This is a genomic window from Mycobacterium sp. pV006, from assembly GCF_041287115.1.
Taxonomy (GTDB): domain Bacteria; phylum Actinomycetota; class Actinomycetes; order Mycobacteriales; family Mycobacteriaceae; genus Mycobacterium.
On record NZ_JBGGKT010000001.1, the window covers coordinates 404971 to 426141 of the forward strand.

The following is a 21171-nucleotide window of genomic DNA, read 5'->3' on the forward strand; positions in this document are numbered from 1 at the left end:
CGTGGCATCGCCCCCACTGAGGTATGTCCGCCGACCGGCCCAACCGTCACCTCACAGTGAAGGAGGCAACCACCATGGTTGTTGTTGGAGCCGATGTACACAAGGGCACGCATACCTTTGTCGCGGTCAACGATGCGGTTCGCGAGCTCGCCGAGAAGACCGTTCAAGCGATCACCGTCGGGCATGCCGAGGCAGTTATGTGGGCCCGCGAACAGTTCGGGGGCGATGTCGTCTGGGCGATCGAGGATTGCCGGCATTTGTCTGCGCGTCTGGAACGTGACCTGTTGGCGTTGGGGCAGAAGGTGGTGCGGGTGCCGCCGAAGTTGATGGCCCAGACCCGGGCCTCGGCACGGACCCGCGGCAAGTCCGATCCGATCGACGCATTGGCGGTGGCGCGGGGATTCCTACGTGAACCGGACCTTCCGATGGCCTCTCATGACGAGGTGTCGCGGGAACTGAAGCTGTTGGTGGATCGCCGCGAAGTCCTTGTGGCGCAACGGACGGCGACCATCAATCGGTTGTTGTGGCGGGTCCATGAGCTCGATCCCGAGCGTGCACCCAAAGCTCGCTCGTTGGATCTGGCCAAGCATCGGGGGCTGCTGGGTGATTGGCTGGACACCCAAACCGGAATCGTGGCCGAGTTAGCCCGCGACGAGTTGGCCGACATCACCCGTCTCACCGAGACGATCAATGCGTTGGCCAAACGTATAGGTGAACGTGTGCGTAAGGTCGCGCCGGTCTTGCTGGCCATGCCGGGCTGTGGGGAGCTGACCGCGGCCAAACTGGTCGGTGAGGCCGCCGGGGTCACCCGGTTCAAAAGCGAGGCGGCCTTCGCCCGTCACGCCGGGGTGGCGCCGGTGCCGGTGTGGTCGGGCAACACCCGCGGACGGGTCCGGATGACCCGCTCGGGCAACCGTCAACTCAACGCCGCCCTGCACCGCATCGCAGTCACCCAGATCCGTCTCGACGGCCTGGGTCAGGCGTACTACCGCCACCGCTTGGCCCAAGGAGACTCCACCACCGAAGCCCTGCGCTGCCTCAAACGCCGCCTGGCACGAGTCGTCTTCGGCCACCTCCACACAGACCACAACAACCGTCAAGAGCCTTGCCAACTGGCAGCGGCTTGACATAGGAGAAACGCATGTCAGCACGGATCGTGGTCGTGGGCGCCGGTATCGCGGGCCTGACCACCGCGGTGGCGCTACGGCAGGCAGGACACACGGTGTCGGTGCTCGAGCAGCGCACCGACATGGGCAGCGGAGCCGGTATCAGCATCTGGCCCAATGCGCTGGCCGCGCTCGACGAACTCGGCCTCGGCGACGGCGTGCGCGAGGCCGGCGGTCAGGTGAGTGCAGGCGCGCTGCGGTGGCGCGACGGCTCCTGGTTGCGCCGCCCGGAAACCGAACGCATGGTCACCGCGCTGGGCGAGCCCCTGGTGGTGATCAGGCGCTCCGTGCTGACCGACATCCTTCGGGCGGGCCTGCCCGACGACGCGGTGCGCACCGGCGTCGCCGTCACCGGGGTGACGGCGACCGGATCCTCGGTGCGGCTGTCCACCTCCGACGGCGGCCCGGTCGAGGCCGACGCGGCGGTCGGCGCCGACGGTGTCGGATCGGTGCTGGCGCGCGCGCTCAACGGAGCACTGCGCAGCCGGTACGTCGGCTACACCGCGTGGCGCGGTGTCGCCGCCCACGCCGTGGACCCGCGCCTGTCCGGGGAGACGATGGGCGCGGGCACCCAGTTCGGGCACGTCCCGCTCGGCGCCGAGCACACCTACTGGTTCGCCACCGAACGGGCCGCTCCGAACAGCAGCGCCCCGGGCGGCGAACTGGCTTATCTACGCCGCAAGTTCGCGGACTGGGCCGAGCCGATTCCCACCCTGATCGACACCACGCCCGCCGCCGATCTCCTGCGCAACGATCTCTATGACCGCACCCAAGCCCGGCGCTGGGCGCGTGGACCGGTGGTTCTCGTCGGAGACGCCGCGCACCCGATGCGTCCCCACCTCGGCCAGGGGGGCTGTCAGGGCATCGAGGACGCCGTCATCCTGGCGCGTTTCGCGGGGGCGACGACCGATCTGCCGGAGGCTTTCGCGCGGTATGCGAAGTTCCGCAGGCGGCGGGTGCTGCCGTTGGTGTTCGAGTCGGCGACCATCGGGCGGATCGTGAATCTACGGCCGGCGGCGCTCAGCGGGTTGGCCAGCCGCGCCTCGGCACTGATTCCGGAGGCGGTCGTGACCGCTCATCTGTCCTCGATCGCCGGGCGGCAGGCTTTCCGGTTGCCGACCGAGAGAAAGGTCAGCGGGCGGCGCGCGGGGTGAAGATCGCGCTGCACATCTTGCGCAGGTCCACCAGACCGCCGAAGACCGAGGTCGGCATGCCCGCGCACCCGGTCGCCCGGACCGGGGTGGTGGCCGGACCCGAAGCGGGGACCGGGGCCGGGGCCTGATTCCAGCCGGAGGCGGTCAGACCCTTGGGGCCGCACTTCGGCCAGGCCTTGAGGCCCTGGGTGCGCAGCACGTTCTCGGCGACGCGGATCTGCTCGTGGCGCGGAGCCTGCGCCGGGTTGCCGTGCCCGCCGTTGGCCTTCCAGGTCGCCGGCTTGAACTGCAGGCCGCCGAAGTGGCCGTTGCCGGTGTTGATGGCCCAGTTGCCGCCGGACTCACAGTTCGCGATGGCGTCCCAGTTGACGGTGTCGGCGTGCGCGGTAGGTGTGTCGCCGAGGGCCATCGGCACGATGGCGAACGCTCCGGACAGTGCGGCGGCGGTGAGGCCCTTGGTGAGGATCTTGGTGATGTTCATCGTTGCGGTCCTTCCCCGACCGTTGTGACTCAAGGTCCGCGTGTGAAGTGGTGGAGCGTTTTCACGCTGCGGTTGCCTGGTCTGTCGGGTGACCCACATCACCTGTTACCGGAGGTGCGAAAGTTTTAGACGTTGCTTATCTGACGTAAGAGACCCCTGAGAACAAGAAAGCGGCGCCGGCACAGGGCCGGCACCGCCTTCTCGACGACGTGTGTCGTGGTCAGCCGCGCGAGCCACAGGTCGGCCAGGCGCCGATGCCCTGCGTCTGCAGCACGTTCTCCGCCACGCGAATCTGCTCTTCCCGGCTGGCGTTGTGGGGCGAACCCGAGCCGCCGTTGGACTGCCAGGTGCTCATGCTGAACTGCAGGCCACCGTAGTAGCCATTGCCGGTGTTGATCGCCCAGTTGCCGCCGGACTCGCACGCGGCCACGGCGTCCCAGTTGACGCTGTCCGCGTGGGCGGTACCGGTCGCCATGGCCATGGGCGCAACGGTGAGCGCGCCCGCGATGGTGGCCAGTCCGAAAGTCTTGCGGATGTTCTTCAACTTCGATCCTTTCGCCTAGCGCATGCCGACGAACGGCCGCGCATCGGCGCGGTCGTATGTCTTGGGGTCAGGTCGCGCCGTCTCGGTCAGGCACAACTGGGGTGGGCCGGAAACCCTCCGGTCTTGTCTCGAGACCGGACCGCGGAAGATCGATGCCTCACGCAGTGCCCCACACACGCTGGTTCGTGGTTTGGTTGTTTGCCCCCGTGGGAGCTGTTTGGGACCGTACAAACCCCTCGGACCAAAGTCATGTCGGCCTCCGGACGTGTCACGGGCAGATCACGGAATGATCACGGCCCAAATAGAGACATGTCTCCGCTGGTCATCGCGCTGATTGACGGAAGCGTCCGTTCCGATCGAAAAGATCGAATTCGTGAGCCAAATCACCTATTAAATGTGAGCTGGCACACGCTTGATCATGGACGGATACGGCTAATGCAGCCCAGATGTGCCACGTCGAGCCGATTCCCGGGCCGGCGACCGCTACCAACTCCACGATCGGTTCGCTAGCACCCTAGGGCGTCTTGCGCGCACAATGGCTGCTACACAACGGTATTCGATGCCGGCAGACGTCTGCCGCCCCATGAATAGTCGCGAAATAGCCAGCGCCGCCACACATCTCGATCCCCCGACGAGGTGGTTCCCTTATGAAGCGGCGAGAAACTAGTGCTCTCGGCACCGCAATTCCTCTTGACGCACAGCGGTTCTCGCAGCGGTAATTGGCGCGGTTACACGCAGTACTTAGATGCTATGACGCGGTATCAGCCACTGCGGCAACATGATTGACTTGCCGCAATGACGGCACAGGACGAAAGACCGCGATATCGACCGGTCGATTCGGTCTCGGTTATCTCGAAATGATCTCGAACAGGATCAGGACGGAATTTCGCTGTGTGGATAGGTAAATTCACACACTATTTGACAGGCTAATTTGCTGACCCAGTTGTGGCGGCTCGACCGCGGCGAGTTGGTCCGGAGTGTTGACGTTGGTGAGCGCGCGCTGCTCGGGCAGCACGATCCGTTGAGTGTCGACCCGATCCACGAGTGCGCGCATGCTGCGATGCCCCGCGTCGATCAGATCGGTCACGCGGTCGGCCAACCCGGTGCGGTACACCCCTGCCAGGTAATGGTCGCGCCCGTCCCAGGGCAACACCACGTCGACGTTCAGGCGATGCGCCGGCGCACTGAGCACGTCGATCACCTCGGCAGTCAGCAGCGGCATGTCCACCGCACAGACGAACGCGTATTCAGCCCCGGCGTCGGCGGCGGCGCGCAACCCGGTACCGGTCGCCAACAGGGGCCCCACACCGGGGGTCTGGTCACGCAGGATGAGGGCGCCGGCAAGCTCAGGCAGCGCCTGACCAGGTGCGGCGACGACGAACACGGGGCTGCATCGCGAGCTGACGACGTCGACCATCCGCTCGACCATCGTCACCGTGCCGGAAGGACCGGTGACGGGGACGGTGGCCTTGTCGCGACCCATCCGCCGCGACGCGCCACCGGCCAGGACGACGGCGGCCAGCAGCGGTGAGGACGTCACACCGTGACGTTAACCCACCGACGTGTGTCGGGGGCGCCAGGCGATCAGTCGACCGTCCACGTGTCCTTGCCGCGCAGCAACGCCTGCAGGGCGGCCATGTCGTGGGGCCGGGAATCCCGTGCGGAAGCGATCTGGTCGCGGGCGGCATCGTCGTAGGTCGGCTTGCTGACCTGACGGAAGATGCCCATCACCATGTGGTCGAGGTTCTGCTCGCTCAACCGCGACAGCGCGAAGGCGTACGCCGGGTCCTCGATGGTGGCGTCGTGCACCACGATCTGGTCGGCCGGCACGTCTGCGGTCTTGGCGATCTCCAGGCCGAACCCGGACTTCACCACGGCGTATGCACCGTCGGTACCGAACGTGATCGGCTCACCGTGGGTGAGGTTGATCAGCCGGTCCTCAGCACCTTCCTTGCGCAGCGCGTCGAAGGAGCCGTCGTTGAAGATCGGGCAGTCCTGCATGATCTCCACCAGGGCGGCGCCGCGGTGCTGTGCAGCACCGCGCAGCACCTCGGACAGGCCCTTGCGGTCGGAGTCCAGCGCGCGACCCACGAAGGTGGCCTCCGAGCCCAGCGCCAGGGACACCGGGTTGAACGGATGGTCCAACGAGCCCATCGGGGTGGACTTGGTGACCTTGCCGACCTCCGAGGTGGGCGAGTACTGGCCCTTGGTCAAGCCGTAGATCCGGTTGTTGAACAGCAGGATCGTGATGTTGACGTTGCGGCGCAGTGCGTGGATCAGGTGGTTGCCACCGATGGACAGCGAGTCGCCGTCACCGGTGACCACCCACACCGACAAATCCGGACGGGCCAGCGCAAGGCCGGTCGCGATCGTCGGGGCACGGCCGTGGATCGAGTGGAAGCCGTAGGTCTCCAGGTAGTACGGGAACCGGCTCGAGCAGCCGATACCGCTGACGAACGTGATGTTCTCGCGCCGCAGCCCCAGCTCGGGCAGGAAGTTGCGGATGGTGTTGAGGATGACGTAGTCACCGCAGCCGGGGCACCACCGGACCTCCTGGTCGCTGGTGAAGTCCTTGGCCTTCTGCGGCTGGTCGGTGGTGGGGACCAGGCTGGTCTTGGTCAGAGGCGTCAGGCCCAGGTCACGGTGGTCGTGGCCGATCAGATCAGTCATTTCGTCTCCTCGCGCGAGCGCTCGTCGGTCATGCGTTCGCTCCCACACCTGTCGCATCGGCGGCAGCCGGCACCTCGATGGTGGCCGCTGCCAGTCGTGCGAACTTGGCTTTCTCGTTTTCCTTATCGCGCAGCGTTCCCTCGAGCGCGGCATCGATGATGCCTTCGACCTCGTCAGCCAGGAACGCCATGCCCTCCACCTTGGTCACCGACTGGATGTCGACGAGGTAGCGGCCGCGCAGCAGCAGGGCCAGCTGACCGAGGTTCATCTCCGGCACGACGACCTTGTTGTACTTGTTCAGTACGTCGCCGAGGTTGGCCGGGAACGGGTTGAGGTGTCGCAGCTGCGCGTGGGCGACCTTGACGCCCTTACGTCGGGCCCGGCGGCAGGCCTCGCCGATCGGACCGTAGCTGCTCCCCCATCCGAGCATCAGGAGTTCCGCGTCGCCGGTGGGGTCGTCGACCTCGAGGTCGGGGACCTTGATCCCGGCGATCTTCTCCTGGCGCAGGCGCACCATCAGGTCGTGGTTCTTGGGCTCGTAGGAGATGTTGCCGGAGCCGTTGGCGGACTCCAGCCCGCCGATGCGGTGGGCCAGTCCCGGGGTGCCGGGCACGGCGAACTGCCGGGCCAGGGTCTCCGGGTCACGCGCGTAGGGCGCGAACGGCTCACCCTCCTTGGCGAAGGTGTGCTCGATGGCGGCGTAGTCGTCGATGTTCGGGATGCGCCACGGCTCGGAACCGTTGGCGATCGCACCGTCGGAGAGGATCATCACCGGCGTGTGGTAGTTGATCGCGATGCGCGCGGCCTCCACGGCGATGTCGAAGCAGTCCGAGGGCGAGCGCGGGGCCAGTACCGCCACGGGTGACTCGCCGTTGCGGCCGAACATGGCTTGCAGCAGGTCGGCCTGCTCGGTCTTGGTCGGCAGCCCGGTCGAGGGGCCGCCGCGCTGCACGTCGATGACGATCAGCGGCAGCTCGGTCATCACCGCCAGGCCGATGGCCTCCGACTTCAGCGAGATGCCCGGACCCGACGTGCTGGTGACACCCAGCGCGCCACCGTAGGACGCGCCGATGGCGGCACCGATGCCGGCGATCTCGTCCTCGGCCTGGAAGGTCATGACGTTGAAGTTCTTGTGCTTGGACAGCTCGTGGAGGATGTCCGAGGCCGGGGTGATCGGGTACGTGCCGAGCACCACCTGCAGGTCGGCCAGCTGACCGGCCGCGACGATGCCGTACGCCAGGGCGGTGTTACCCGAGATCTGGCGGTACTCACCGGTCTTCAGCTTGGCCGGGGCGACCTCGTAGGTGGTGCCGAACGCCTCGGTGGTCTCGCCGTAGTTCCAGCCCGCCTTCAGCGCCAGCACGTTGGCTTCGGCGATCTCGGGCTTGCGGGCGAACTTCTCGCGGATGAACGCCTCGCTGGCTTCGAGCTCACGGCCGTACATCCACGACAGCAGGCCCAGCGCGAACATGTTCTTGGCCCGCTGGCCGTCCTTCTTGCTGGCCCCGATGGCCTCCACCGCGCCGAGCGTCAGCGTGGTCATCGGAACCGCCTGGACGACGTAGTCCGACAGCTCGTCGTTCTCCAGCGGGTTGGCCTCGTAACCGACCTTGGCCAGGTTGCGCTTCGTGAACTCGTCGGAGTTGGCGATGATCAGACCGCCGCGCGGCAGGTCGGACACGTTGGCCTTCAGTGCGGCCGGGTTCATCGCCACCAGCACGTCGGGACGGTCACCGGCGGTCAGGATGTCGTAGTCGGCGATCTGGATCTGGAACGAGGAAACGCCCGGAAGGGTGCCCTGAGGGGCACGGATCTCGGCCGGGTAGTTCGGTTGGGTCGCCAGGTCGTTACCGAACAACGCAGCTTCGGTGGTGAACCGATCACCGGTGAGCTGCATGCCGTCGCCGGAGTCACCCGCGAACCGGATGACGACCTTTTCCAGCTTCTGCCGAGGCGCTCCGGCTGCGCCGCCGTTGTCTCCCACTCGCCTGCCTTCCGTTGCTGCTCGGCTCAAGTTTCGGCAATTGTCCACCGGGGTCACAATCACTGCGACTCGCCGTCGTTTGGACCGCACCAAGTTTTGGTGTCACTGCCAGTACCGATTATGGCACTTCTTTAAGGGTGCCCTATAACCGACGCACCGGCAGAACGCCCCGGGCGCAACCCGAACCCACTGTTCAACGGCTGTCCCGACCAGCACAGTGAGACAAAATTGTGTTGTTCGTCACGTTCATGGGACACGTCGCCCCGTCGCCGATTTTCTTAGAAAAGGTTACCTGCCAGTAGCTGACAGCTAGCGGCTTCGGGGCAGGTCGAAGGCTTACCGAAGGTCAGCGGCCGACCGTGCGAGAGCGCGATTCCGCAAATCTCACGCTGCATCGCCGGCGTCGACGGCCGGGGCCGCCCGCCGCTCGTGCCACCGCAGTCGCAGCAGCAACAGGCCTCGGTGGGCCCGCCAACCCGCAGACAGCGGGTCGCGCCACGCGGGCACATGTGCCCGCGGATCGCCGTGGTGCTCCATGTCCCCCATTGTGCCGTGGACCGGGACAGACGGCCGGTCGAGCGGGTCACGGTCCGGTGTCGGGGCCGTGAACATTCGTCTGCCCGGCCGCACACCACCACAATGGAGGGCATGCCGTCGCGTCGTTCCCGTGTCCGCGTCACCCGCTCCGACGAGTGGGTCGGCTGAATGGGCCGGGTCACCACGCGCCGACGGGTGCACCATGTCACCGGGGACACCTCGGTGGCCCGTCCCGACACCCTCGTCGTCGAGGAACCGCTGGAGATCCGCGTCAACGGGACACCGTTGACGGTCACCATGCGCACGCCGGGCGCCGACGTAGAACTCGCCCAGGGTTTCCTGCTCACCGAGGGCGTCGTCACGCGGCGAGACGACATCGCGACGGTGCGCTACTGCCGCGGCGCCGCCGACGACGGTTCGGGACGTTCGCAGAACACCTACAACGTGCTCGACGTGACGTTGGCACCCGACGTACCGCCGCCGGTGGTCGACCCGACGCGCAACTTCTACACCACGTCTTCGTGCGGTGTGTGCGGTAAGGCGTCGCTGGACGCCGTACAGCTGATCAGTCGCCACGCTCCGGGCGACGATCCGGCCCGGGTGACCGCCGACACCCTGGCGGGGTTACCGGAGCAGCTGCGGGCAGCACAGACGGTGTTCGCGGCCACCGGTGGCCTGCACGGGGCGGCGCTGTTCGGCACCGACGGCACCATGCTGGTGGTGCGGGAGGACATCGGCCGGCACAACGCCGTCGACAAGGTGATCGGTTGGGCCTTGGAGCAGCAACGGATTCCGTTGGCCGGGAGTGTGCTCCTGGTCAGCGGCCGCGCCTCGTTCGAGCTCACCCAGAAGGCGGTGATGGCGGGCATCCCGATCCTGGCGGCTGTGTCGGCGCCGTCCTCGTTGGCCGTCGACCTGGCCGCGCAGTCCGGGCTGACCCTTGTGGCGTTCCTGCGCGGCGAATCGATGAACGTGTACACCCGCGCGGACCGCGTCGCGCGCGAGCCCGCCGAGCAGACGCCAGAGCCCCCCGGAACTTCGTAGCCGGGGGGCTCTGGCGTCTGCTCGCGCAGCGGAATCGGGGATCAGGCGGTCTTGTCGCGACGCTCGTTGCGCGACGGCTTGCGCGGCACGATCGTCGGCAACACGTTGTCCTCGACGGTCTCCTTGGTCACGACGACCTTGGCGACGTCGTCGCGGCTCGGGATGTCGTACATCACCGGCAGCAGGACTTCCTCCATGATGGCTCGCAGCCCACGGGCACCGGTGCCGCGATGGATCGCCTGATCGGCGATGGCCTCGAGCGCGTCGTTGGTGAATTCCAGCTCCACACCGTCCATCTCGAAGAGGCGCGTGTACTGCTTGACCAACGCGTTCTTCGGCTTGGACAGGATCTGCACCAGCGAGTCCTTGTCCAGGTTGGTCACCGAGGCGACCACCGGCAGGCGGCCGATGAACTCGGGGATCAGACCGAACTTGATCAGGTCCTCGGGCATGACCTCGGCGAAATGGTCCTGTGTGTCGATGTCGGCCTTCGAGTGGACCTCGGCGCCGAAGCCCAGGCCGCGTTTGCCGACCCGGTCGGACACGATCTTCTCCAGACCGGCGAACGCACCGGCGACGATGAACAACACGTTGGTGGTGTCGATCTGGATGAATTCCTGATGCGGGTGCTTGCGTCCGCCCTGCGGCGGCACCGACGCCTGGGTGCCTTCGAGGATCTTCAGCAACGCCTGCTGGACACCCTCACCGGAGACGTCGCGCGTGATCGACGGGTTCTCGCTCTTGCGGGCGATCTTGTCGACCTCGTCGATGTAGATGATGCCGGTCTCGGCGCGCTTGACGTCGTAGTCGGCGGCTTGGATCAGCTTCAGCAGGATGTTCTCGACATCCTCACCGACATAGCCGGCCTCGGTGAGCGCGGTCGCGTCCGCGATCGCGAACGGGACGTTGAGCATCTTGGCCAACGTCTGCGCCAAGTAGGTCTTGCCGCAGCCGGTGGGGCCGAGCATCAGGATGTTGGACTTGGCGAGCTCGACGGGCTCGGACCGCGAGTCCCGGGACTTCTCGCCCGCCTGGATGCGCTTGTAGTGGTTGTACACCGCGACGGCCAGTGTGCGCTTGGCGGTGTCCTGGCCGATGACGTAACCCTCGAGGAACTCGCGGATCTCGGCCGGCTTGGGCAGCTCGTCGAGCTTGACGTCGTCGGCGTCGGCGAGTTCCTCTTCGATGATCTCGTTGCAGAGGTCGATGCACTCATCGCAGATGTAGACGCCGGGGCCGGCGATGAGCTTCTTCACCTGCTTTTGACTCTTGCCGCAGAACGAGCACTTCAGCAGGTCGCCGCCATCTCCGATGCGTGCCATGGTGCTGGGGTCCTACTTCCTGTTGCCGTCGATTGTCGATCGTCTCGGTGGGGGTTTACCGACGTCTCGAGTGTTGCCTCGACGCTACCCGCTGTCTTCGCCGCTGTGCGACCGATAACTCGAATAGCGCCTTTGGTATTTAGCTGTGGGTGGCGACAACATATCGCCTGCCGGGCCTCGGGTGGCCCCGGAACGCACACCGTGTCGCGGGCGTGTCGTCGTCGTTACCCGACCGAGAGTACCCAAGCGCGCAGCAACCGCCCGGCTCCCGCCGGATGATTCCGCGACGACCGGTCAGCGCGGGCCCGGGCCGACCGGACCGGGGCCTACGGGACCGGGCCCGACGGGGCCGGGTCCCACCGGACCGACGACTCCCCCGACCCCGGCCGGACCGGCGGGACCGACCACGGGATTCGGCGGGTTGACGTACACGTCGACCGCGATGCACATCGCGTTCGCGGCGCTCCAGTACGTGCCCTCCGGGCAGACCGGTTCCTGGGCCGCCGCGGCCGGTGTTCCCAACGGGAGCGCGACGCCCAGTAGGGCTGTCGACAGTGCGACTGCTGCTTTTCGATGACCGCTCATGACGCCCCCCTCACCGACGAACACGTCGGTATCAGCGTGACACGCTGCGGATCACCCCGGTCCGTTTTGCTCGCTTCCACCGCCGCAGACGCCGATACTCACGGTCGTGACCACCCTTGCCGAAGCGTTCGCCCTGGCCCGCGATGACAGCGGGCTGGCGGTGGTGTCTACGCTGCGCGCCGATCTGACCATCCAGTCGTCTCTGATCAACGCGGGACCGCTGCCGCATCCGGCGAACGGCGATCCCGTCCTCGGGTTCGTCACCTACGGGCGGGTGAAGCTGGCCAATCTGCGGTCGCGCCCGCAGATCGCTGCGACGTTCCGTCGCGGCTGGCAGTGGGCCACCGTCGAAGGCACCGCCGAACTGGTCGGTCCCGACGATCCGCAGCCCTGGCTGCGCGCCGAGGTCCTGCCGCGTCTGCTGCGCGACATCTTCACCGCGGCGGGCGGCACCCACGACGACTGGGACACCTACGACTGCACGATGCGCGAGCAGCGGCGTACCGCCGTCCTCATCACCCCAACGAGGATCTACAGCAACGGGTGACGGGCTGCGTCAGGCCTTCTGGGCCGAGAGCTTGCGGTACTCGAGCACCGTGTCGATGATCCCGTACTCCTTGGCCTGCTCAGCGGTCAGGATCTTGTCGCGGTCGGTGTCCTTGCGGATCTGCGCCGGATCCTTGCCGGTGTGCCGGGCCAGGGTCTCCTCCATCAGCGTGCGCATCCGCTCGATCTCCGCGGCCTGGATCTCCAGATCCGAGAACTGACCCTGGATGACGCCGCCGAGCGCGGGCTGGTGGATCAGCACGCGGGCGTTGGGCAGCGCCAGACGCTTGCCCGGGGTACCTGCGGCCAGCAGCACCGCGGCGGCCGAGGCGGCCTGCCCGAGGCAGACGGTCTGGATGTCGGCCCGCACGTACTGCATGGTGTCGTAGATCGCCATCAGGCTGGTGAAGGAACCACCGGGCGAGTTGATGTACATCGTGATGTCCCGGTCGGGATCCAGCGACTCCAGCACCAGCAGCTGCGCCATGATGTCGTTGGCCGACGCGTCGTCGACCTGCACCCCGAGGAAGATGATGCGTTCCTCGAACAGCTTGTTGTACGGGTTGGACTCCTTTACGCCGAAGCTCGAGTGCTCGATGAACGACGGCAGGATGTACCGGGCTTGAGGCATCATTTCAGGGTTCATTTGTTGAGTCCCGCTCCTGGTCCTTCGCCGTTGATGCTGGCGCTGGTGATGATGTGGTCGACGAAGCCGTACTCGAGGGCCTCCTGCGCCGTGAACCAGCGGTCCCGGTCGGAATCAGCTTCGATGCGTTCGATGCTCTGACCGGTGAACTCGGCGTTCAGGCGGAACATCTCCTTCTTGATCAGAGCGAACTGCTCGGCCTGGATGGCGATGTCGGCGGCGCCACCGGTGATGCCACCGAGCGGCTGGTGCATCAGGATGCGCGCGTGCGGCAGGGCGTAGCGCTTGCCCTTGGTGCCCGCGGCGAGCAGGAACTCGCCCATCGACGCGGCCATGCCCATCGCATAGGTCGCCACGTCGCACGGCGCGAGCACCATGGTGTCGTAGATCGCCATGCCGGCGCTGATCGAACCACCGGGCGAGTTGATGTAGAGGTGGATGTCCTTGGTGGGGTCCTCTGCCGAGAGCAGAAGGATCTGCGCGCACAGCCGGTTGGCGATGTCATCGTCGACCTGGGAGCCCAGGAAGATGATGCGCTCAGCCAGCAACCGCTCATACACCGAGTCGACAAGGTTGAGGCCCGATGAGGCGCCACGCATGTCCATCACGACTGGATACCTGCTTTCTGTGTGTACTTCCGACGCGGTGACCGGTCTTACGGATGACACTAACGAACCCGCGCCGCCGGGGAGTCCCCAGACGGCGCGCGTTCGCTCAGAGCATCACTTGGTGTCGTCGTCTGCCGCGGTCTCGTCGGCAGCGCTGTCCTCGGTGGTGTCTTCGGTGACGGTCTCGTCACCGTCGGCCTCGCCCTGCTCACCCGACGGACCGAAGAACTCGGTGGTGTCGATCTCGTTGCCGTCGGTGTCGGTGACGGTCGCGCCGTGCACCACCGCGGCGACGGTCAGACCGCGACGCACGTCGGCGAACATCGCCGGCAACTGGTTGTTTTGCTGCAGCACCTGGATGAGCTGCTGGGGCTCCAGACCGTACTGCCGCGACATCAGCACCAGACGCTCGGTGATGTCGTTCTGCCCGACCTGGATGTCGAGCTTGTCGGCGATCGCGTCCATCAGCAGCTGGGTCTTGATCGCCTTCTCGGCGTTGGTGCGGTTCTCGGTGTCCCACTCCTCGCGGCTGCTGCCCTGCGCGGCGAGGGTCTCGGCGAACTTGTCCTCGTCGTGGTCGAGGTCGTGGATCGCGTTGTGCAGGGTGTCGTCGATCTGGGCCTGCACGACCTTCTCCGGCAGCGGAACCTCGGTCTGGTTGAGCAGCTCCTCGATGGCCTTGTCGCGGATCTCCTCGGCCTGCTGAACCCGCTTGACCCCGCTGACCTTCTCGCGCAGGTCGGCCTTCAGTTCGTCGATGGTGTCGAATTCGCTTGCCAGCTGGGCGAACTCGTCGTCGAGCTCAGGCAGTTCGCGCACCTTGACCGACTGCACGGTGACGGTGACCTCCGCCTCCTTGCCCGCATGCTCGCCCGCGACGAGCTTGGTGGTGAACACCTTGCTCTCACCTTCGGCGAGCCCGATGATCGCCTCGTCGAGGCCCTCGATGAGCTGACCGGAGCCGACCTCGTGGGACAGGCCCTCGGTGTTGGCCTCCGGGACGTCCTGGCCGTCGACGGTGGCCGACAGGTCGATGGAGACGAAGTCGCCCTCCTCGGCGGCGCGGTCGGCGCCGACGAGGGTGCCGAAGCGCTTCTGCAGCGACTCCAGTTCGGCGTCGACGTCCTCGTCGGTGACGCTGATCGGGTCGACGGTGATCTTCAGCGCGGCCAGATCCGGCAGGTCGATCTCGGGGCGGATGTCGACCTCGGCGGTGAACACCAGCTCTTCGTTGTCCTCGAGCTTGGTGATCTCGATCTCGGGCTGGCCCAGCGGCTGCAGAGACGACGAGCTGACCGCCTCGCTGTAGCGGCCCGGCAGCGCGTCGTTGACGACCTGCTCGAGCACCGCACCACGGCCGACCCGGGCCTCGAGCAGCTTGCGCGGCGCCTTGCCGGGCCGGAAGCCGGGCAGCCGGACCTGCTTGGCGAGCTGCTTGAACGCGCGGTCGATCTCCGGTTCGAGTTCGGTGAAGGGCACCTCCACGTTGATGCGAACCCGCGTCGGGCTCAACTTCTCGACGGTGCTCTTCACGTTGTTGCTCCTCTATGTCTCTATGTCCAGGGCGGATGATTCCGGTCGGGGTGACAGGATTTGAACCTGCGGCCTTCCGCTCCCAAAGCGGATGCGCTACCAAGCTGCGCTACACCCCGGTCGTCGCTGCATGCAGCGTCGGACCACCCGGCGATACTACGGCCTGAACACCGCGCAGCCATATCCAGCCGGGTCGCACCCTGACTGGATTTGCGTTGAGTCGGCCGGTACAGTCTGCCGGTACTGTCAGCTGGCAGTACATGCGGGCGTAGCTCAATGGTAGAGCCCTAGTCTTCCAAACTAGCTACGCGGGTTCGATTCCCGTCGCCCGCTCTAAGAACCGGCAGCCGAGTGGTTGCCGCCCGGCTACGCCGTCGCGCGCGACTGTTGCGGTGCCAGGATTCTGCGCAGGAACGCGACCTGGTCCCGCACGACGCGCTCATGCCAGGGTTGCCTGGGATAGACGTCGAAGTGGTCGCAGGGGTAGTGGTGCACCGTCGCCCGCATGCGGGTCGCCGCGGCGGCGGCCGCCTCCGGCGGCGCAGTCCGGTCCAGGTCACCGATCTGCACGAGCGCCGGACAGTTCACGCGCGCAGCGCTGGTGATGGGCCGGTAGGTCCCCATGTCCAGCACCACCCGCGCGGCGAACTCGTTGCGCCAGGTGGGTCCGGCGATGTCGCGCATCCCGTCGGCGGCCCCGTCCGCGGTCAGTCCGGCCAGCTCCCCGGGCGGCGCGACAATCGGCATGAGCACGGGCGGGCGGCGGAGCAGACCGGCGACCACGTCGCGCGCCCCGCGCGCCATCACCCTTCCGAGGTAGCGGGGTCCGAGGGCGCGCAGCATGTTCGTCACCACGGGCAGACCGTCGGCCGCCGGGGTCAGCGAGATGACGCCGGCCAACCGGGCGTCCTCTGCGGCCACCCGGATCACGTGTCCCCCGGACAGCGACACGCCCCACGCGACGATCCGCGCCGCGTCCACCCCCGGCAGCGCGCGGGCGTGGGCGATCACCGCGTGGTAGTCGGCGACCTGGCGAGACAGGGAGACCAGTTGTCTCGGCTGCCCGGAGGATTGGGCGAAGTGCCGGTAGTCGAACGTCACCACGTCGGTGCCCGCGTCTGCCAGTGCCGCGGCGAAGTCGAACAGCCCGCTGTCCTGGGTGGCGCCGAAGCCGTGCGCCATGACGACGCAGGGCCGCCCCGCTGGACCGGTCAGCGCATCCGTGGCGGCCGCGAAGCGCCGCCCCGAAATGGTCTCCCCCGCAACGCGAATCTGCATCGGGTCGCTCGTCATTGTGCCGCCTCTCCGAATAGTGCCGTGTGCCAGATGTGGATGATCGCCGCGCTCAGCGGACCGGCGGCCTCAGGTCCCGCGTCGGACCGCACGAAGCGGTCCAGGACGCGTTCGTTCATCGAGATCAGCGCGTGTGCGAGCGCCCCGGGATCGGGGATGTCGATGGTGGGCTGGGCGGCGATGTACTCGCGGGCGAATTCCTCGTAGCGCTGTAACCAGCTGTCCCACAACGCTTTCGCCTCGGGATCGGCATCGCGGGCGTCGAGCATCGCCCGGAACAGGGTGCGATGGGCGAGCCAGGAATCGATGGTGCGGGCCATCGCATCGGCGACGATCACACGCGGATCGCCGCCACCGGCCAACGACCCTTCGATGACGAAGACGTCGTTGCGGAAGATGCCGGTCAGCAGTTCGGCGACGACCTCGTGCTTACCGGCGAAATAGAAGTAGAACGCCGGGCGCTTCAGCCCCGCCGCCTGCGCAACGTCGGCGACGCTGATCTCGGCCAGGGACCGGGTCTGCAGCTGTTCCTCGAACGCTTCGAGGATCCGCGCCCTGCTCTCGTCGCCGCGCGGTTGCGGACGGCGCGCGTTGCGCCGCGAGCCCTGTGTGGGCTCAGGCGGCACCGGCAGCCTCACGCGCCCTACCGGCCAGCTGCACCGGCCCGTACTTCTCGACGCGGCGTCGCCCGGCGGGCAGTTCCCGCTTGCGCATGTTGCGTTCGTAGTCCCAGTAGTCCACCTGCTGGGTGTGCCGCGGCTTGTCGGCGAAGTGCCCGACGTACTTGCGTTCGTCGGCGGCGATGACCCGTTTCATCTCAGCCTCCGACGGCGGGCGGTAGGTGCCGGCGAGATACGCCGCGGCCAGCCGGGCCTGGCACTCCACGAACGGGAACAGCGTGGGCACGGCTTGGGCGAAGCCCATGAACAGCAGATCGTCGATGCCGGGTTTGAAGATCCGCTTGTACAGCGGCAGCCGGTTGTCCGGCGCCTCGAGGAACGTGCGGTCGAAGAACGGGAACGTGATGTTGTAGCCCGTGGCGTAGATGATCACATCGGCTTCCACCGACGTCCCGTCGACGAACCTGACCGAACGCCCGTCGAGGCGTTCGATGTTCGGCTTCGCCGTCGCGTCGCCCGATCCCAGCCGCATCAGCAGCTCGGCGGACTGGGTGGGGTGCGCCTCGAGGAAGCCGTGATTGGGCTTGGGCAGGCCGTAGCTCTGCGGATCACCGAACATCAGGCGCGCGAAGGGCTGCATGGCCCGGCGCTGCCACGACAGCGGAATCACCGGCAGCGTCCGGGCGACCTTGTCGGCGGTCTTGCCGAAGATGTACTTGGGCACCACCCAGGCCCCGGACCGCGTCGACAGGTAAACGGTGTTGCGCCAGGACTTCTGAGACAGCTCCGACACGATGTCGGCCGCCGAGTTGCCGATTCCGACGACGACGATGCGCTTGCCGCGCAGATCGAGTGGTTCAGTGGGGTCGATGTAGGAGTGGGCGTGGATGCTCTCGCCGGTGAACTCACCGGGGAACTCGGCCATGCGCGGATCCCAGTGGTGTCCGTTCGCGACGACCAGGACGTCGTACCGGCGCGTCTGGCCGTCTGCGGTGTCGAGTTCCCAACCGCCACGGGGCAGACGCCGGGCGTGCTTGACCTCGTTCTGGAACTGGATGCGCTCCAGCAGTCCGAACGTCTCGGCGTAGTCGTCGAGGTACTCCTTGACCTGGGTGTGGTGCGGGAAGTCGGGGAGGTCGTCGCGCATCGGGAAGTCGCGGAACGACAAGCAGTCGCGTGACGTGTCGATGTGCAGCGATCGGTAGGCGCTGGAATGACCGTTCGGGTTGCCGAAGGCCCAGTTCCCGCCGATGCGATCCGACGATTCGAAACAGTCGTATTCGATTCCGGCATCGGCCAGGTTCTTGCCGGTGGTCAGACCGCTGATGCCCGCTCCGATGATCGCCGCGGTGGGTGATGTAGCCATGGTGCCTACCGTTCCTATGAGGTGAGTCACTCGACGGTAACCAGTTTTCTGACAAGTGTCAAAGAATGCGACGCTCCCGATGCGGATATGTCGCCGTCGTCTGGGTAACCGGCACGCGGACCAACGAGAGAGTGGGAGGTTCGCGTGCGCAACAACCCGATCGATCCGTCGTTCTTCGGGATCGGATTGTCCGAGCTGACGGCCACCGACGGCGTTGCCGCGGTGCGCTTCTCCCCCGGCGAGGTGATCTTCGCCGACGGCGACGAAACCGGCCGGTTGTTCCTGATCACGGCGGGCAGGGTCCGGGTGGGCCGACACCGCGCCGACCGGGAGTGCCTGTTCAGCGTGCTGGGCCCCGGCGAGGTCTTCGGCGAGGAGGCGGTGTTCGACCCGGGACCGACGTGTACGTACGCCTCGGCGATGACCGAGGTCGAGGTGCTCGCGATCGACCGTCGAGCGATGATCTCGTTGTTGATCGCCGACACCGACGCCGCTCAGCGCATGATGCGGGTCATGGCCCGGCGGGTTCGCCGGTTGTCGGGCAACATCACCGACACCGTCTATGCCGATGTCAGCGCCCGGGTCGCCAAGCAACTGCTCGCGCTGGCACAGCGCTTCGGCACCCAGGAAGACGGGGCGATGCGGGTGCCGATGGAGTTGACTCAGGAGCAGTTCGCCCAGTTGGTCGGCACCTCAAGGGAATCGGTCAACAAGGCATTGTGTGAATTCGTCGAACGGGGCTGGATCAGCACTCACCGCGACGCCGTGGTGATCCGGCACTCCGAACCGTTGGCCACCCGCATGCACGGAGCCCGCAGGGCCGGCCGACGTACTCCACAGATGGCGAGGTAGTGACCCGATGCAGATCGATGTGACGTTCGTGGGTACCGCGACGACGCTGATCCGGTGTGGCGACATCACGTTGCTCACCGACCCCAATTTCCTGCACCAGGGCCAGCACGCCTATCTGGGCTACGGATTGGTGTCCAAGCGGCTCAAGCCGCCGGCCCTGTCGATCGATGAATTGCCGCCACTGGACGCAATCCTGTTGTCGCACATGCACGGTGATCACTGGGACCGCGTCGCGCAGAAAGACCTCGACCACGAGCTACCCGTCATCACCACCCCGGACGCCACAAAACGCCTACGCAACAGAGGTTTTCACCGGGCACACGGCTTGGAGACATGGCAGGAGCACCGGGTCCAGAAGGGCGATGTCGCCCTGACGATCACCGCGCTGCCCGGCCGGCACGCGCCCACACCGCTGAATCGCCTTCTGCCACCGGTGATGGGCAGCATGCTCGATTTCTCCTCCGCCGACGGGACCCGACGGCGCCGGCTCTACATCTCCGGGGACACCCTGTTGATCGACGAGCTCGCCGAGATCCCGGTGCGCTTCCAGTCGATCGACGCCGGCATCCTGCACCTCGGCGGGACCCGACTCCCGGCGGGCAACCGGCTGCCGTTCGGGCTCACCGTCACCATGGACGGCCGTCAGGGCACCGAGCTGACGGCGCTTCTGGGCCTGCCCAAGGTGATTCCCGTGCACTACGACGACTACGGCGTGTTCGCCTCTCCCCTGTCGGATTTCGTGACGGCGATGGCCGACCGCGGTCTCGACGATCGCATCGTCGAAGTCGACCGCGGTCAGACCGTCACCATCTGAGCCGACGTCAGGCCCGCGGTCGCGCCGTCCCTGCGTTGCGGTGTGCCGTGTCCCGGGTCAGCGCCACGCCGAGGCCGATCATGACGACGGCCAGGCCCAGGTGCAACCAGTTGTCGGCGTCGTTGAGCGGGACGAAGTTGGCGCCGCTGTCGTAGTCGATGACGAGCCCGTAGAGGAAGAGCAGGAAATAGATGACGCCGCCGCCGATGAGGTACAGGCGGGCGGCCGACCAGGTGCGCGCCATCAGGATGCCTGCCACCCCGAACAGCAGGTGGACGATGTTGTGCAGCACCGACACGGCGAAGATGCCGAGCAGCATGGCACCGGAATGGTGACCGGCGAAGCTCAGCTGGTCGTAGTTGGTTGTGACGCCCGGAATGAAGCCGAGGACGCCCACGAGCAGGAACATTGCACCGACGACGAGCGCGGCCGTCTGTACCCGAGTGCGCGTCATCGCGCCGGTCCCGCGACCGGTTTCTGGTATCGACATTTCTCCCCTTTTCGTCACGTCGTACTGGAGCGGTCGTCCAGCCAGGCGACGAGCTACCCGGTGCGGGGCCCGCGAAACGCGCGCGCCGGTACCGGATGCGCCACATCGGTACGCTGAGAACCATGGAAGGCGCGCTGCTCGTGCTCTTGCTCCTGGTAGTGGCCGCGATCGGCGTTGCGGTGTACGCCGCGTCGAAGGCCTCGTCGCGACGGACGGCGTCCGCCCTGGCCGACGCGAAAGCCGACGCGCGTCGGGTCATCGAGCGCCTCGGCGGTCAGGTCTTCGGTCTGACCGGCACCGACGAGGCGTCCAAGCAGGCCCTCGCCGATGCGTCGGAGCGCTACACCGCCGCGTCCTCACAGATCGAGCAGGCCGACACCGTGCGTCAGGCCGAGTTGGCCAAGGAGAGCGCGGTCGAAGGTCTCTACTACATCCGCGCGGCCCGAACGGCGATGGGCATGGATCCCGGACCCGAACTGGAGACGCTGGCTGGTCAACGCACCGCTGGTGCGGTCACCGAGAACCGCAGCGTCGAGTTCGAGGGACGCCAGATCGCGGCGTCGCCGACCCCGTCTCCGCAGACCCCGAACTACTACCCGGGGGGCCGGGTGGCCGGTCGGCCCGTCCCGGCCGGCTGGTACTCCGAGCCGTGGTGGAAACCCGCCCTGGTGGCCGGCGCCTGGGGTATCGGCTCGGCATTGCTGTTCAGCAGCCTGTTCTCGGGGATGGCCGGCGTCGGCTATGACACCCAGGCCTTCGAGCAGGGCTACGGCGAAGGGTTCGGGGACGGATTCGGTCAGGGCGAACTCGAGGGCGCCGGCGGCTGGGACGGCGGCGACACCGGCGGCTGGGACGGCGGCGACTCGGGCATGTTCGGCGACGGCGGGTTCGGCGGCTTCGACTTCTGACCCGGCAA

Annotated in this window: 21 protein-coding genes, 2 tRNA genes and 1 pseudogene; 8 read left to right on the plus strand and 16 right to left on the minus strand. The window is 66.9% G+C overall.

Annotation, left to right across the window (positions count from 1 at the left end; translation table 11 throughout):
* Positions 1–56 precede the first annotated feature (56 nt).
* Positions 57–1127: an IS110 family transposase gene (locus tag ACAG25_RS01885; protein ID WP_370486582.1), complete on the plus strand. Its 1071-nt coding sequence runs from the start codon at positions 57–59 to the stop codon at positions 1125–1127.
* Positions 1128–1141: 14 nt separating this feature from the next.
* On the plus strand, positions 1142–2320 hold the full coding sequence (locus ACAG25_RS01890) for an FAD-dependent oxidoreductase (RefSeq protein WP_370486583.1): 1179 nt from the start codon (positions 1142–1144) through the stop codon (positions 2318–2320).
* On the opposite strand, the gene ACAG25_RS01895 is transcribed toward ACAG25_RS01890, so the two are convergent.
* The 6 genes and pseudogenes from ACAG25_RS01895 to ACAG25_RS01920 all read right to left on the minus strand — a co-directional run bounded on the left by ACAG25_RS01895 (position 2298) and on the right by ACAG25_RS01920 (position 8536).
* Positions 2298–2801 carry a transglycosylase family protein gene (locus ACAG25_RS01895; protein ID WP_370486584.1) on the minus strand — a complete coding sequence of 168 codons (504 nt, stop codon included), beginning with the start codon at positions 2799–2801 and terminating at the stop codon, positions 2298–2300. The genes ACAG25_RS01890 and ACAG25_RS01895 overlap by 23 nt on opposite strands.
* Positions 2802–3021: 220 nt before the next feature.
* Positions 3022–3255 (minus strand): annotated as a pseudogene (locus tag ACAG25_RS01900) (transglycosylase family protein); the annotation flags it as partial.
* A gap of 997 nt (positions 3256–4252) precedes the next feature.
* On the minus strand, positions 4253–4885 hold the full coding sequence (gene mobA / locus ACAG25_RS01905; protein WP_370486585.1) for a molybdenum cofactor guanylyltransferase: 633 nt from the start codon (positions 4883–4885) through the stop codon (positions 4253–4255).
* 44 nt (positions 4886–4929) lie between these two features.
* Positions 4930–6015: a 2-oxoacid:ferredoxin oxidoreductase subunit beta gene (locus ACAG25_RS01910; protein ID WP_370486586.1), complete on the minus strand. Its 1086-nt coding sequence runs from the start codon at positions 6013–6015 to the stop codon at positions 4930–4932.
* 28 nt (positions 6016–6043) lie between these two features.
* The gene (locus tag ACAG25_RS01915) at positions 6044–8029 is read right to left on the minus strand and encodes a 2-oxoacid:acceptor oxidoreductase subunit alpha (RefSeq protein ID WP_370486587.1); all 1986 of its coding nucleotides are present in this window, start codon (positions 8027–8029) and stop codon (positions 6044–6046) included.
* Positions 8030–8383: 354 nt separating this feature from the next.
* Positions 8384–8536, minus strand: a complete 153-nt coding sequence (locus ACAG25_RS01920) for a hypothetical protein (RefSeq protein WP_370486588.1) — start codon at positions 8534–8536, stop codon at positions 8384–8386.
* A gap of 168 nt (positions 8537–8704) precedes the next feature.
* Here ACAG25_RS01920 and fdhD point away from each other — a divergent pair, with 168 nt between their 5' ends.
* Positions 8705–9580, plus strand: coding sequence for a formate dehydrogenase accessory sulfurtransferase FdhD (gene fdhD, locus ACAG25_RS01925; protein WP_370486589.1), 876 nt, complete (start codon positions 8705–8707; stop codon positions 9578–9580).
* A gap of 41 nt (positions 9581–9621) precedes the next feature.
* On the opposite strand, the gene clpX is transcribed toward fdhD, so the two are convergent.
* Together clpX and ACAG25_RS01935 are read right to left on the minus strand one after the other, a co-directional pair.
* Positions 9622–10902 (minus strand): ATP-dependent Clp protease ATP-binding subunit ClpX, encoded by a 1281-nt coding sequence (gene clpX / locus ACAG25_RS01930; protein ID WP_370486590.1) that lies wholly within the window; start codon positions 10900–10902, stop codon positions 9622–9624.
* 294 nt (positions 10903–11196) lie between these two features.
* Positions 11197–11487, minus strand: a complete 291-nt coding sequence (locus ACAG25_RS01935) for a hypothetical protein (protein ID WP_370486591.1) — start codon at positions 11485–11487, stop codon at positions 11197–11199.
* A gap of 106 nt (positions 11488–11593) precedes the next feature.
* On the opposite strand from ACAG25_RS01935, the gene ACAG25_RS01940 reads away from it, so the two are divergent.
* Entirely contained in the window at positions 11594–12034 is a 441-nt protein-coding gene (locus ACAG25_RS01940) for a TIGR03618 family F420-dependent PPOX class oxidoreductase (RefSeq protein WP_370486592.1), read from the plus strand.
* A 9-nt stretch (positions 12035–12043) separates the two neighbouring features.
* Here ACAG25_RS01940 and ACAG25_RS01945 read toward each other — a convergent pair whose 3' ends face one another.
* The 4 genes from ACAG25_RS01945 to ACAG25_RS01960 form a co-directional block, all read right to left on the minus strand.
* Positions 12044–12679: an ATP-dependent Clp protease proteolytic subunit gene (locus ACAG25_RS01945; protein ID WP_370486593.1), complete on the minus strand. Its 636-nt coding sequence runs from the start codon at positions 12677–12679 to the stop codon at positions 12044–12046.
* Positions 12676–13278 (minus strand): ATP-dependent Clp protease proteolytic subunit, encoded by a 603-nt coding sequence (locus ACAG25_RS01950; RefSeq protein WP_370486845.1) that lies wholly within the window; start codon positions 13276–13278, stop codon positions 12676–12678. Before ACAG25_RS01950 ends, ACAG25_RS01945 begins: the two co-directional genes overlap by 4 nt.
* Before the next feature lie 123 nt (positions 13279–13401).
* On the minus strand, positions 13402–14820 hold the full coding sequence (gene tig / locus ACAG25_RS01955) for a trigger factor (RefSeq protein WP_370486594.1): 1419 nt from the start codon (positions 14818–14820) through the stop codon (positions 13402–13404).
* A gap of 45 nt (positions 14821–14865) precedes the next feature.
* Positions 14866–14939: transfer RNA gene (locus ACAG25_RS01960), tRNA-Pro, on the minus strand.
* Positions 14940–15082: 143 nt separating this feature from the next.
* Between ACAG25_RS01960 and ACAG25_RS01965 the strand changes: the two genes are divergently transcribed.
* A tRNA-Gly gene (locus ACAG25_RS01965) sits at positions 15083–15153 on the plus strand.
* Positions 15154–15186: 33 nt separating this feature from the next.
* Here the strand turns inward: ACAG25_RS01965 and ACAG25_RS01970 are convergent.
* Genes ACAG25_RS01970 through ACAG25_RS01980 form a run of 3 tightly spaced genes read right to left on the minus strand, consistent with a single transcriptional unit; the run spans position 15187 to position 18099 of the window.
* Positions 15187–16098 carry an alpha/beta hydrolase gene (locus ACAG25_RS01970; protein ID WP_370486595.1) on the minus strand — a complete coding sequence of 304 codons (912 nt, stop codon included), beginning with the start codon at positions 16096–16098 and terminating at the stop codon, positions 15187–15189.
* Between the two features lie 11 nt (positions 16099–16109).
* On the minus strand, positions 16110–16751 hold the full coding sequence (locus tag ACAG25_RS01975) for a TetR/AcrR family transcriptional regulator (protein ID WP_370486596.1): 642 nt from the start codon (positions 16749–16751) through the stop codon (positions 16110–16112).
* Entirely contained in the window at positions 16729–18099 is a 1371-nt protein-coding gene (locus tag ACAG25_RS01980; protein WP_370486597.1) for a flavin-containing monooxygenase, read from the minus strand. The genes ACAG25_RS01975 and ACAG25_RS01980 overlap by 23 nt, the downstream gene beginning before the upstream one ends.
* 144 nt (positions 18100–18243) lie before the next feature.
* On the opposite strand from ACAG25_RS01980, the gene ACAG25_RS01985 reads away from it, so the two are divergent.
* Both ACAG25_RS01985 and ACAG25_RS01990 read left to right on the plus strand, forming a co-directional pair.
* Positions 18244–18951, plus strand: coding sequence for a Crp/Fnr family transcriptional regulator (locus tag ACAG25_RS01985; protein ID WP_370486598.1), 708 nt, complete (start codon positions 18244–18246; stop codon positions 18949–18951).
* 7 nt (positions 18952–18958) lie between these two features.
* Positions 18959–19765 (plus strand): MBL fold metallo-hydrolase, encoded by an 807-nt coding sequence (locus tag ACAG25_RS01990; RefSeq protein WP_370486599.1) that lies wholly within the window; start codon positions 18959–18961, stop codon positions 19763–19765.
* A gap of 7 nt (positions 19766–19772) precedes the next feature.
* Here ACAG25_RS01990 and ACAG25_RS01995 read toward each other — a convergent pair whose 3' ends face one another.
* Complete coding sequence (locus tag ACAG25_RS01995; protein ID WP_370486600.1) at positions 19773–20219, minus strand: DUF4383 domain-containing protein; 447 nt, start codon at positions 20217–20219, stop codon at positions 19773–19775.
* Positions 20220–20377: 158 nt separating this feature from the next.
* On the opposite strand from ACAG25_RS01995, the gene ACAG25_RS02000 reads away from it, so the two are divergent.
* Positions 20378–21163 (plus strand): DUF1542 domain-containing protein, encoded by a 786-nt coding sequence (locus tag ACAG25_RS02000; protein ID WP_370486601.1) that lies wholly within the window; start codon positions 20378–20380, stop codon positions 21161–21163.
* Positions 21164–21171: the final 8 nt, after the last annotated feature.